Genomic DNA, 12,353 nt, shown 5'->3' with positions numbered 1-12,353 from the left:
TGTGAGGTGCTGGATGGCTGCTCTGACCGCGGCAGTGGTGCTCGTCGGCATCCTGTGCGTACTGGACCTGCTGCTCACCATCGGAGTGATCAAAAAGCTGCGGGAGTACGGCCCGGCCGGGCCCGCGACGGCACCGGGCGGGGGGATGACGCCGCTGCGCCCCGGAGAGGAACTGCCCGACTTCACCGCCGTGGCGGTGGACGGCGCACTGGTCGGCCGATCCTCGCTGCCGGACGGGGCACTGATCGCCTTCCTCGCCCCGAACTGCGCGCCGTGCCGGGCGAAGCTGCCCGAACTCGTCGCGTACGCGGCCGCCGAGCCCGGCGGCCGGGACCGGATGCTCGCCGTCGTCGTCGGCGAACCGGAGGAGTGCGAGCGCTTCGTCCGGGAGCTGAGCCCGGTGGCCCGGGTCGTGGTGGAGCCGAGGGGTGGGCCGGTGTGCGCGGCCCTGCGCGTGGACGCGTTCCCCGCGACACTGCACGTTAGCTCGGACCGGGACCGTACCGTCGTCTCCGGCCACGTGGTGGACCTGGCGCGGGAGGCGGCCCCGCGATGAATCCGTCCATCTCCGCGCGCCGGAACGGGCTGCTGCTGGCCGCCACCCTGGCGGTCGGGGCCGCTCCGGTCGCGTGCGTGCTGTACGGCGTGCTGAGTCTGGCCGCCGGTCTGCTGACGGTCGCCGCGGCCTGGCTGACCAAGTCGGTGCTGGATAACCTGGGGCCGGACGCGGGAATGGCCGCGCTGCTCGCCCCGGCGCTCGGCCTCACGGTCGTCGGTGCCGTCGCCGCCCTGCTGCCGCACGTGTGCCGCTACCTGTCCGCGGAGGTGGACCGGCGTACCGCACTCCGCGCCGACGCCCGGCTCTTCACGAAGACGGCGGGCTTCCCCGGCCTGAGCCGCTTCGAGGACCCGGCCTTCCTGGACCGGCTGCAACTGGCCCGGCAGGGCGGCGGCCGCGTCCCCGCACAGGTGATGGACGCGGCACTCGGCGTGGCACGGTCCGCGATCACGGTCACCGGCTTCCTGGGTTCCCTGCTGGTGCTGAACCCGGTGCTGACGATCCTGGTGGCCGCCGCCGGGGTCCCGACGCTCTGTGCGGAGATCGCCCTCTCGCGTCGGCGGGCGGGCGTGGCCTGGCGGGTCGGGGCGACGGAGCGGCGGGAGTGGTTCTACGGCGGTCTCCTCGCGGACGCCGAGGCTGCGAAGGAGGTGCGCCTCTTCGCCATCGGCGGCTTCCTGCGGGACCGGATGCTCGCCGAGCGGCGGACGGCCAACTCGGCCCGCCGGGCCGTGGACCGTCGCGAGGTCGCTGTGCAGTCGGGCCTCGGGCTGCTCGCCTCGCTGATGACGGGCGGGAGTCTGCTGTGGGCGGTACGCGCGACGTACCGGGGCGAGTTGTCGGCGGGTGACGTCATGCTCCTCCTCGGCGCCATCGCCGGGACCCAGTCCGCGTTCGCCGCGCTGGCGCACGAGGCGGCCCGAGCCGGCGAGTCACTGCTGATCTTCAGCCACTACCGGTACGTGATCGAGGCCCCGCCGGACCTGGTGCTCGCGCCGGACCCCCGGCCGCTGCCCGCCCTGCGCCGGGGCATCGAGCTGCGCGACGTGTGGTTCCGGTACTCGGAGCGGCACCCGTGGGTCCTCAGGGGCGTCAACCTGACCATTCCCCACGGCAGTTCGCTGGCCCTGGTAGGACTCAACGGGTCGGGCAAGACGACACTGGTGAAACTGCTGTGCCGCTTCTACGATCCGACCCGGGGCACCATCCTGTGGGACGGTGTCGACCTGCGCGAGGTCGATCCGGCGGAGCTGCGCGACCGGATCACCGCGGTGTTCCAGGACTTCGTGCAGTACGACCTGACGGCGGCCGAGAACATCGCGTTGGGCGACCTGGGCGCGATCGACGACGAGGAGCAGATCGTGTCGGCCGCGCGACGGGCCGGGGCGCACGACACCCTCAAGGAGCTGCCGAAGGGCTATCAGACACCGCTCACCAGGACGTTCTTCATGGAAGAGGACAAGGACGACCCCGAGTCGGGTGTGCTGCTGTCCGGCGGGCAGAGCCAGCGTCTGGCTCTGGCGCGGGCCTTCCTGAGGGGCACGCGGGACCTGATGATCCTCGACGAACCCTCGGCGCGACTGGACGCCGAGGCCGAGTACGAGATCCACGCCGCGATCGCGCGGCACCGCCGGGGCCGGACCAGCGTCCTGATCTCCCACCGGATGGGATCGCTCCGCAATGCCGACGTCATCGTCGTCCTCTCCGGTGGGCGCATCGTCGAGCGCGGCGACCACGCGCGGCTGCTGGCGGTCGGAGGCGAGTACGCGCGGCTCTTCGCCCTCCAGGCCACGGGCTACCTGCCCGACGCCGCCGGGCCGTCCGGGGAGGCAGCGCTGAGGGAGGTGTCACCGTGACCGGCGGGCGGGACGTCCGAGTGCCGGCGCTGATGCTGGCCGTACTCGCGGCCTGCGGGGCTGCCGCCGCCCGCCGTCTGCTCGTCGTCACCGTTCGGGGGACGAGCATGACCCCGACGCACCACGACGGGGACCGGCTGCTGGTACGCCGTACCCGTACGGTGCGCAGGGGACAGGTCGTGGTGGTGCTGCGACCCCGGTCACCGGCGATCTGGCGGGAGGACCGGCACAGCCCGCTGATCGTGAAGAGGGTGGCGGCGGTGCCGGGGGAGCCTGTGCCGTCCGGGTCGGTCCCCCCGCTCGCGGAGGGCCACGGGGGGCGGGTGCCGTCGGGCCGCGTGGTGCTCCTCGGCGACAACACCGCAGCCAGCGTGGACTCACGCCAGCTGGGCTTCTTCCCGCTGGGCGACGTGCTCGGAGTGGTGACGCGACCCCTGCCCCGGTCCGAGGACGCCCACCGGCGGTGAATCCCGCACGTCCGGTGCCTCCGTTCCGCGCCCGCGGTACAGGAGACCTCACGGCTACGCGGTGCCCGGACCGGCACGGATTGTCCGTGGTGAGCTTGAGCCCGGTCGACCGCCGGCCCATACCCGTCACAGCGATCGACGAACGGTTCGCGGTGGCCCGCTCAGTGCGTGCCCTGGCCGTGGCGTCGCCGTGCTGCCCTGCTGCCGAGCCGTTTGCCGCACCACCAGGAGGTCAAGCAACCGGCGGCGAACACCGCCGCGATGGCGGCGTCGGCCAGCTGGTGAGGCCCGTCGGTGCCCTCCCCGTCGTCGGGAGCCGGCCCGGGCACCCCACCCGGGCCGGGCACCCCACCCAGACCGGCGGGCGTCCACGCAGCCCGGGCGATCCCGCTCCGCGCCCGTAACCAGGCGTCCGCCTCGTCCTTGCCCCCACAGACCCGCACGAACGCACGGACCACGTCCTCCCGGGGCAAGGTGGCGCGGCCCAGCACCGTCGCGAGCGTGCTGGGCGGCAATGTGTCGCCGTTCTGGTGCGCGCGAGCCGCGATCTCCCGGTACGTCAGCCCGGACCACGCTTTGAGCGCACGCATGCGGTCCACGAACGACCGGGGGTCGGAAACGTCGTCGGGGCGGGGCGGACAGTGATACCTCATCTCGTGGCCTCCCTTGAGGATGCGGCGGGGATGTCGCTGCGGCGTTGCAGCCCGATGGTGACCACCAGCCCGGTCGGCCGCAAGGCACCTACGGTTCCATGGGTGTCCCGGACACCGGGCACCCCCTGCACCGGCGCCTTCTCGACTGTCCCGGACGGCCTGGGCGGCTGTCCGGCTCACGCGGGGCACGACCCTCGCCGGTGGTCAGATGGCCGGGTGACGGCAGCCGTCGAACGGCGCGCGAGGACCGCGACCGCCTTCTGGCGGACCGCGGATGTCACACTGCGCGTGATGTCCTTTCATTAGAGGCTCTTTGTGTGGTTCTCCGTTGAGGTGGACAGTCCTTCATCCGCCTTGCGGGGAAGCGACGTATCCGAGGTGAACGACGACGATTCGCGATCGCCGCCCACCCCCGTCGTAGGGCGATCCCGTGGACAGGTCGAGTCCAGCGGCTGACGCATTGTTCGGCAGGGGTGTTCCGGCAGCCGAACAATGGCCGGACGCGATGTTCCGCGGGCACGGCTCGGGCGCGTAGGTTGGCCGCCGGCTTGCCGCGGAGGAAGCTGCAGGGGGTGTGGGCGTGCCGGGACGCCGTGAGGCACCGGTGGACCCGGGCGCGGGCCCGGTGCAGCAGTTCGCGTTCGAGTTACGCAAGCTGCGCACCGAGGCAGGCGGGATCACCTATCGAGTGCTGGCGGACCGAGCAGGGTACTCGGTCACCACGCTGTCGCAGGCGGCAGCGGGAGAGCAGTTACCGACCCTGCCGGTCGCCCTGGCGTATGCGCGGGCATGCGGGGGCGACCCGGTGGAGTGGGAGGCACGGTGGAAGCACGCGGTCGAGGAGGCCTCCGCCGGTTCGCAGGACGCCCACGCCTTCTGGTGCACCTACGCCAAGGACTACACCCACATCAAGTCCGTCTGGAGACCTGGCGCCGGCGCCGCGGCAAGACCATGACCCTGGCCGGCTACGAAGCTGCCGGAGGCCTGGTTGCGGGCAGGCCGAAGGCGGCGAACGCGCCGTTGAGCAGCATTGGGGAGTTTGTCAGCGTTGGTCGATGCGTATGCGACCGGTCACCGGCTTGATGAAGGGCCGTGGAGGGCCCCGGCCAGGGCGCACGCGTGGGGGCCGTCCGACCCCTGTTGTCCTGTCAGAAGCGGGTGTCACATCGCAAGTATTGGGAGCGTTTACCTGAGTTCGACGGAGTACGAGGCGCCGGGGAACTCCCATCCGTCGGTGCCTTCGCCGATGTCGGCCACGATGACGTCGTCGATGAAGTGGTCCTCGAAGTCGTCGTCGGTGAGTTCGTCGGCCAGCCAGAGTTCCGCGAGTGCGGCCCAGTTGCCCCTGCTGCCGTCGATGCGCAGCGGTGCGGCACGCCGGTTGCCGCGCTCGCGTTCGTCGTCGCCCGTCTTGACGAGGCCGCTGATCTCGAACTGGCCGTCCTTGACGTGGTCGGGGATCGGCTCAGCGGGGACGATGGCGGCGTTTTCGTAGGCGGTGTGGATGATGTCGCGGTAGCTGCGGCGGACGTTGTAGTCAGGGTCGGACAGCCAGTTGATCAGGGTCTGTGTCGTCACGCCGAGGCCGGCGTCCTGCAGGACCTGGTAGCCGCGGCGGGTTCCGGTCAGCTGGGAGAGCTGTGCGTGCCAGTGTTTGGCGGTGTACGAGGACAGCCGGTGGCGGGGGGTGACCTGGGAGCGGAGGAGGTCGTTGAGGGCGGCGCCCAGGGAGCCTCCGCGGCCTGTGGGGCCGGCCATCAGTCGTCACCTTCGGGGATGATCTCGCCGGGCTGGATGAACTTGGCCTTTACTTCGCCGAAGCCGGTTCCGATCCGGTACGTCGTGGGCGGCGTGCCGTCAGGCGTCCAGAAGACGGCCGCGTCGACATTGCGCAGCGCGAGGAGTGTGTGGCCTTCCTGGACGGCCCTGAAGGCCACGCTCCAGTGACGGACGGAGGCCTCAGCGACCATGCTCATGCGCCAGTCGGGCCGCCAGAATGGGGAGCGCTGTTCTGGGCGCTTGGGCCACAGCAGGCGCAATGCGATGGACAGCCGCGTCTTGTATGTCTTGTAGGCGTCGCCGCCGACTTGGACGAGTTCGGTGCGTGCCTTCCGGGTGGCCTCGTAGAAGGGTTTGAGGAGGCTCTCGTTGGCCTTCCCGGTCCAGGAGTCGTGGATGGTCGTGCCGGCCGCGAGGTGGCCTTCGCGGACAAGCTTCTCGAGCTGCTTGAGGTGGGGGGTGGTGACCCATACGCGGCCTTGGTCGTCGGGCCGCTCGGTGATCCGCCCCAGAGGGTGCGGCATGTCGGTGCGGTTCCACTGAGGGATGTCGATGAGATAGATCCCGGCCTTCGTCTTGTCGAAGCCATCGAGCGGGCCGGTGTGCAGGAGTTTGTTAGGTGCGAGTGGGACGGCCGAACAGGCGGAGGGGTAGCTGCCGTTGCGGTCGATCAAACACATCACGCCCTCCCCGAACGAGGCCGGCACGTCGAGCTGGTCGCGCCGGACGCGATTGCCGTTCGCCTTGGTGTGGGCGACGCGGGTCAGGGTGACGTCGGGGTGGACCCAGCGGGGTTCGCCGTCCATGTCCTCGCTGATCAAAGGCCACGGGCCGCTGTCACGTTCTTCGGTGCGGATGACCGGGATCGGGTGCATCTTCGAGCGGTTGACCGCGTCCTTGAGGATCCTCAGGGCGGGAAAGACGTGGTTTTCGGGCTCGTCCTCCTCATCCCCCGGCGCCAGGCCGTCCTGGCTGTCTTCCTCGTCCTCCGCCGTGTCCTCCTCGGCGTGTCCACGGTCTGCCGGGGCGTGGACTGTGGCACCGGCAGCAGCGGCCTGCCCGGCGCTTGCGGTGGAGTCGGCGGACGGGGGTGTGCTGTAGGCCCGCAGCGCGGCGGCCAGACGGTGTCCTTCGGCGGTGTCCGGCATCCGCGAGACCGTCGCGGCGGCCTGGAGCAACGACGGCAGGATCCCTTTCAGGGCTTCCTGGTCGCCGCACGCGACTGCGGCACGCCATGCCGCCAGCTCGTGGGTGAGGGCGGCGGGAATCCCCTGGTGTCCGCCGGAGGTGTAGGGCAGAGCGGCTTCGGCCAGTTCCAGAGCGGCCGTGCCGCTGGTGGCCGGTGAGGGCGCCCGGTTGTCGGCGTGGTCGAGGGGGGCAGCTCCGGCGTCGAGGAAGCGGGCGTGCAGCAGGTCGGGCCGCAAGTACGCCGAGCCGATCGCGCCGAAGTCGCGCTCCGCGACGGTCACCTGGATCTTGGAAGGGGCTTCCGTCGGTGCGAGTGTGACCAGGACGTCGGCGTCGAGGAGACCGAGGAGCGCGGGATCGTCGGTGTCGATGATGGCCAGGACCGGGACGTGCAGCGTGCGGGCGAGGGAAGCCAGTACCTGGGAGGCGTCCGGCAGACGGTCGCCGGACAGCGGGAGACGGGCGCTGGGGGCGGCCTGGAGCCGGTCCACGACCACCAGGGCCAAATCCTGGACGTGCGGGGCGGTCTCCGCGATAGCCTGGGCGGTCAGGTCACTGCCGTCGTCGATCAGCAAGGGTGCCTGGACCAACTGCTGGGCGAGCTGCTGCTCGTGCGCGGTGAGGCGGCCCTGCTTCAGGCGCGGGTAGTCACCGCCGGTCTCCGCGGCGAGGATCCGGCGCATGATGTCGGCCCGGTTCGGACCGGACGCCGCGTACAGGACTTTGTGACCGTCGACGAGCGCGGTCTGTCGTGCGGCGGCCAGCCCCAGCAGGCTCCCGCCCACGTTCGGGGCGGCCGCCACCAGCGTCAGCCGGCCGGACGGCAAGCCGCCCGTCGCCGCATCCAGCCCGGACAGCCCGAACAAAGGGCGGGTCGCCTGGCCGGAGGTGAGCACGGCGCCGATGGCGTCGCCCAGCGTGGCGAGCCTGCGCGGCGCACTGTCGCGGCCCGGATTGCTTTGACTGTTCACCACAGCTCCCGCGGGCGCCGCGCCCGTGGCCGCGGTCGGATCGGATGAGTGGGTAACGGAGACGACGTCGGCGGGTAGCAGCACCGCGACCGGTGTGGTGTTCCGCAGGAGCACCTGCGGTTGGCCCTGAGCCGCACGCGTGATGAGGTCACCGAAGTCCCTCTGCGCCGCACTCAGCACATGAGACGGAAGCGCCTCGGCCTTCCGTGCCGCCGGAAGCAGGTCAAGCGGCGCCAGCAGCACGCGATCCTGCCGCTTCTGCCCCTTGTAGATCAGGGTCGTGCGCCCGTCTTCCTCGGCGCGCTTCACCAGAGTGTAGAGAGCGTTGCGTGCCTCGGTCACGTTCATCGCGACCCCTTCGTCTGCTGGCTGCCTCACTCACCCTCCCCGACCTATGAACTCACCACCAGAGTAGCAATCTCCACACCCCAGAGGACCTAAAGTCACACCTACTTTTGTGACTCTCACTCATTTGAGAGGGGTTCTCGGTGGGGTTGACCACCGCGAGCCCGACACTTCCCTCAGAGTGGGGAGGCCGGGTACAGACCGAAGGCCGGAACCGTCAACGCCGGCCCGGCCCCATTGGTTCGGCGCGACAGCGATCGATCGTCCCCATGACTGTCGGATGTCACCTTCGACAGCCTCGATCCCGTCGAGGAAGTGCCCGAACAAGCAGCACATCGTGACCCTGGACGAGCGATCCAGCGTCCGACTGACACAGGTAGCCCGGGACTCAGGGGACGTGGGAGCCCAGAAGCACGCCGACCAGCGTCCCGGCGAGCAGGAACGGGCCGAAAGGGATACTGCTCATACGGTCGGCCCGGCCCAAGAGCATCAAACCAATGCCGTACAGCGCGCCGAGCAAGTACCCGGCGAACGTCCCGACCAAGACGATCACCCAGCCGTACCAGCCCAGGACAGCACCTAGGACGAAAGCAAGCTTCACATCACCGAACCCGAAGCCCTTGCTGATCAGAAACAGCACGAAGTAGCAGACCCCCAGAATGAGGGAACTGAGCAGCGCAGACGTCCAGTTGCCGCCGGCGCCGGACAGCAACGCTGTGACGCCGAGCAGCACGAGCGCCGCCGCGGCAAGTGGCAGGGCAGCCGGTGCGACGCGACGTCGACGGCGGCAAGCAATACGCCGACCGGGGCGAGCGAAAGCCACACCACCAGCTCAGGGCGGGCCCCGGTCGCGGCCGCCAGTACAGCGCAGACCACGGCTGAGACGGCGGCGACGAGAGGAGCGCTGGGACCGTAGGAGTCGCCATCGGTGCACCGGGCCCGCCCCAGCCAGCCACTGGCGACCCCGGCGAGGGGGTGTCCACCAGGACACGCTGTCCGCCACTGCTCATCGGGCGGCACGGAAAGCCGGTACGCGGCACGCGGTATGAGCAGGCCCCCACCCCCACCCCACAGAACAGCCATTGCGGTGATCCAGAACGTCTCCATTGGACGGAGCCTAAGCTCCGCTCCGCGTGCGCGTGGGACTAGCTGGCCTCGCTTGGGGCAGGCCCGCGCTATCCCGGGCGAGAATCATGCGCTCACCTGGACGGATCCGACTGGCTAAGAGCTCGTGCGTCGGGCATTCAGGCGATACCTGTAGTCATCCGCGGGTGTACCCAGCCCACAGCGGGCCGCCGACCCGGTCCAGGACCTCCTCGACCGTGGCGGCAAAGCGCCCCGGCCCATCCGCATCGTTCGAGACCGCCGCGACCGCCCCTGCGGTCAACCTGCCATGCAGACCCGGGTCGGCTGTCGCAAGCCGCCGCGACAGCCACTTGCCGCCGCCCAGCCAGTGCCCACCAGCCAAAAGGGCCAGTTCCGAGACCCGTTGCAGCAGGTCAGCCACCAGATACACGCGCTCTGCCGGGTCGGTGCAGCCGCGCAGGTCTTCCAGCGCGTCGGTGAGCGCGTACCGCCGGTCGTCCAACTCGACCGCTGAGGCCTGAGGCGGGCCAGCGGTCAGCCGCGCCCGCGCCTCACGCTGTAGCGCCGCTCCGAGGCCGTCCACATCGGCCAGCAGCATCCCCTCGGCGCACATGGCCAGCAGCGGGGAGCGGCGGGCGGCCGTCTCCCGCTCGACGAAGGCGCGCCAGTCGGGTTCGGTCTGCACGAACAGCTCCACCGGCCAGCCCCGGTGCACGAGGCTTTCGCGGCATGGGGCCGGCGGCCCGGTGAGCAGGATGACGATGTCCAAGTCAGACGTGGCAGTGCGGCGGTCGGTCAGTACGCTGCCGGCCAAGAACGCGGCCCGGGCCTGGGGAAAGCGCTTCCGCACCAGTTCCCGGGCTACCTCAACATGATCCATCGCCTCAGTGTGGCGCTGCCCCCCGGCGCCGCGCACCTGAGTTCTTCCCGCTTACTCGACTTGGCCCCTAACGTGATCCTTTGGGCGTTGAGGCGCCGCCAGCAGATGAGTCCGCAGGCGAGTGAGACGAAGGCGTTGTGGAGGTCGAGGCGCCGTTCCCAGCGAACGGCGAGGCGCTTGAACTGGTGGAGCTGGGCGAAGGTCTGCTCGACGACGTAGCGGAGCTTGCCAAGGCCGATGATGTCGGGCGCGCCCTTTCGGGAGATGACAGGGAGGATGCGGCGTTTGCGGAGCTCCCGGCGGCTGGGGTTGCTGTCGTAGCCCTTGTCGCCGAGGAGGGCGTCGGGCCGTTTGCGCGGGTGTCCGACCCGGCCCGCGACGGGCGGGACGCCGTCGACCAGGGCGAGGGTCTGGGTGACGTCGTTGACATTGGCCGCGGTGGTGATCACGTGGAACGGGATGCCGCTGCCATCGCTGATCAGGTGGTGCTTACTCCCCGTTTTGCGGCGGTCGACCGGCGACGGACCGGTGGCCTCGCCCCTCTTTTCGCGCGCACGTGTGAGGCGTCCACGCAGGCGCGCGTCCAGTCAGTCAGTCCGGCCGCATTCAACTCTGCCAGGAGTATGCGGTGGAGGGCTTCGAACACCCCGGCCTCCTGCCAGCGGCCGAGCCGCAGCCAGCACGTCTGACCGGACCCGAAACCCAGCTCCAGAGGTAGTTGCTGCCAGCTGATGCCGGTGTACAGCACGAACAAGATGCCCTCCAGGCAGCGCCGGTCGTCTATCGGCCGAGGACCCGGCGAACGTTCCGGCCAGGCCGGCAGCAGCTGTTCGATCCGGGCCCACAACTCGTCGGCCACCATCCACGGCTTGTTGCTCACGCCAACACGAACGGACGAATCATCACATCGGTCACGCGCCACCTATAGCGTTCAGGAAGATCGTGTTACGAGCTCTAAGCACCGCGGGCCCGGACTCCTCCCGGAGACGCATGGGTACGGGACCGGGCTAACGACCTGGCCGTGGCACGTCGAACGTGGCGGAGTTGATGGTGTTCACCCTTGAAGGCCGCGGAAGAGGGTGGCGGTCTCCTGTTGTGAGAGCAGTCCGGCGACGGCTTGGACGATGTCACTCATGTGTTCACGGCGGCCAGGGTGGCGGGCAAGAGCCCACCAGTTCTTCATGTGTGCGATACCGTGCTCGACGCGAATGCGGCGCGAGGAGTGTGCCCTGCGCTGCAGTTCGTGCCTTCCTCGTACCAGACGGGAGCGTTCTTCTTGAACTTGCGGTGAGGTGGTGTCACCACGCTTCCGCCGGTCTGTGCGCAACGCCCTGCCTGTGGCCGGGCGTCGCACACGGATCTCCGTGCCGTCGATGTCCCGGTCCGACCGCCGGCACCCAGGTGGTCGATAACCCCGGCGAGAGTACGCGGCAGGACGTCCTGCGCGACGGTGCAGCCCCGCCGCGCGGTCCGTCTTCAAAGAAGATACCGGGTAGCACACACCGCTGTCGGTGTGCAACCGACGATGATCGTTTACGCCTGGGACGCGGTCTTCTGCTTGAGGCGTTCGTAAGGAGTCTGGCCGCCGAGGCCGCCGTGAGGGCGATGGTAGTTGTAGTAGTCCTCCCACTCGCGCAGCTTGTCGTTGAAGACCTCGGCGTCGTCGATGATGACGCCCTCCAGGAGCCGGTAGAACTCCTCGCCATCGATACGGTGAGAGCGTTCGACCTTCCCGTTCAGCCGCGGTGTGCGGGGCTTTATGTAAGCGTGGCCGATGCCTTTGTCGAGCACGTGGAAGTGGAAGGCGGACTGGAACTCGGCTCCGTTGTCCGTCTGGATCACCTCGACCTGGAACGGCAGCCTCTGCAGGACGTAGTCGACGAACTGGATGGCAGTGGCCTGGTTGAGCGTCGGATAGATCTTCAGGACCCTCAGTCGGGTGCAGTCGTCGATCGCCGTGAACTGGTAGTACTTGTTGCGGCCGCCGCGCCGGCCTTGAGGCATGGAGGCGAGCGGTTCGATGAACTTCACGTCGATCTGCACGCGGTGGCCGGGCAGCTGCTTTTCGTAGCGCTTCCACCGGCGGTCGTGGCGCTTGTAGCGCTGGGAGGCCGGCAGACGGCCCATGTCCAGCCGGTTGAGGATCCGCCACACGCCCGACTTGCTGATGGTGACGTCGTGGTACCGCTTGAGGTACATCGCGATCTTCTCCGGCCCGAAGTGGTAGTTCTGCCGGAGATAGATGATCTTCCCGACGACCTCCACGTGCGTGGCGTTCGGGCTGTGCTTGGGCGCCTTCGAGCGAGTGCGCAGCCCCTCGATACCCTCGGCCTGGTAGCGGCGGTACCAGATGTAGTACGCCTGCCGACTGATGCCGAAGTACCGGCAACTCATGGCGACGTTGCCGGTGACCTCTTCGACATGGCGTATGACGGCCAGGCGCCGCTTGGCCTCGCGATCGAGCGGGGGTGTCTTCGACATGTGGATCTCCTAGTGATGAGAGACCCAGGTGTCAACGATGATCGGCAGTTTTAGACCGACACACCGCCACCCTCATCCCTGCCGCGAA

9 protein-coding genes and 2 pseudogenes are annotated in these 12,353 nt (G+C 69.4%); 4 read left to right on the top strand and 7 right to left on the bottom strand.

The genetic code is table 11. The features are described 5' to 3' along the window. Window positions 1-13: 13 nt before the first annotated feature. Genes JK361_RS33100 through JK361_RS33090 form a run of 3 tightly spaced genes read left to right on the top strand, consistent with a single transcriptional unit; the run spans window position 14 to window position 2,882 of the window. Window positions 14-556: a TlpA family protein disulfide reductase gene (locus JK361_RS33100; protein WP_201825421.1), complete on the top strand. Its 543-nt coding sequence runs from the start codon at window positions 14-16 to the stop codon at window positions 554-556. Next, window positions 553-2,415, top strand: a complete 1,863-nt coding sequence (locus JK361_RS33095) for an ABC transporter ATP-binding protein (RefSeq protein WP_236053941.1) — start codon at window positions 553-555, stop codon at window positions 2,413-2,415. Before JK361_RS33100 ends, JK361_RS33095 begins: the two co-directional genes overlap by 4 nt. Beyond that, a complete protein-coding gene (locus JK361_RS33090; RefSeq protein WP_307787375.1) occupies window positions 2,412-2,882 on the top strand; it encodes a S26 family signal peptidase in 471 nt (156 codons plus the stop codon). Before JK361_RS33095 ends, JK361_RS33090 begins: the two co-directional genes overlap by 4 nt. A gap of 161 nt (window positions 2,883-3,043) precedes the next feature. Here the strand turns inward: JK361_RS33090 and JK361_RS33085 are convergent, their stop codons facing one another. Beyond that, on the bottom strand, window positions 3,044-3,472 hold the full coding sequence (locus JK361_RS33085; RefSeq protein WP_201825419.1) for a helix-turn-helix domain-containing protein: 429 nt from the start codon (window positions 3,470-3,472) through the stop codon (window positions 3,044-3,046). 643 nt (window positions 3,473-4,115) lie between these two features. On the opposite strand from JK361_RS33085, the pseudogene JK361_RS33080 reads away from it, so the two are divergent. Beyond that, window positions 4,116-4,388 (top strand): annotated as a pseudogene (locus tag JK361_RS33080) (helix-turn-helix domain-containing protein); the annotation flags it as partial. Window positions 4,389-4,720: 332 nt separating this feature from the next. Here the strand turns inward: JK361_RS33080 and JK361_RS33075 are convergent. From JK361_RS33075 to JK361_RS33050, 6 genes and pseudogenes are all read right to left on the bottom strand, one after another. Beyond that, window positions 4,721-5,293 carry a hypothetical protein gene (locus JK361_RS33075; protein WP_201825417.1) on the bottom strand — a complete coding sequence of 191 codons (573 nt, stop codon included), beginning with the start codon at window positions 5,291-5,293 and terminating at the stop codon, window positions 4,721-4,723. After that, the gene (locus tag JK361_RS33070) at window positions 5,293-7,821 is read right to left on the bottom strand and encodes a type II toxin-antitoxin system prevent-host-death family antitoxin (protein ID WP_201825416.1); all 2,529 of its coding nucleotides are present in this window, start codon (window positions 7,819-7,821) and stop codon (window positions 5,293-5,295) included. Before JK361_RS33070 ends, JK361_RS33075 begins: the two co-directional genes overlap by 1 nt. A gap of 385 nt (window positions 7,822-8,206) precedes the next feature. Further along, a complete protein-coding gene (locus tag JK361_RS42715) occupies window positions 8,207-8,551 on the bottom strand; it encodes a prepilin peptidase (RefSeq protein WP_372448765.1) in 345 nt (114 codons plus the stop codon). 528 nt (window positions 8,552-9,079) lie between these two features. Further along, complete coding sequence (locus JK361_RS33060; RefSeq protein WP_201825414.1) at window positions 9,080-9,784, bottom strand: nucleotidyltransferase domain-containing protein; 705 nt, start codon at window positions 9,782-9,784, stop codon at window positions 9,080-9,082. An 83-nt stretch (window positions 9,785-9,867) separates the two neighbouring features. Continuing rightward, window positions 9,868-10,646 (bottom strand): annotated as a pseudogene (locus tag JK361_RS33055) (IS5 family transposase); the annotation flags it as partial. Between the two features lie 671 nt (window positions 10,647-11,317). Further along, the gene (locus tag JK361_RS33050; RefSeq protein ID WP_201825412.1) at window positions 11,318-12,265 is read right to left on the bottom strand and encodes an IS481 family transposase; all 948 of its coding nucleotides are present in this window, start codon (window positions 12,263-12,265) and stop codon (window positions 11,318-11,320) included. Window positions 12,266-12,353 lie beyond the last annotated feature (88 nt).

Origin of the sequence: Streptomyces musisoli (genome assembly GCF_016741855.1) — a bacterium.
GTDB lineage: Bacteria > Actinomycetota > Actinomycetes > Streptomycetales > Streptomycetaceae > Streptomyces > Streptomyces musisoli.
The sequence above is the reverse complement of the archived record's forward strand: the minus strand, read 5'-3'. Positions and strand labels throughout refer to the sequence as shown.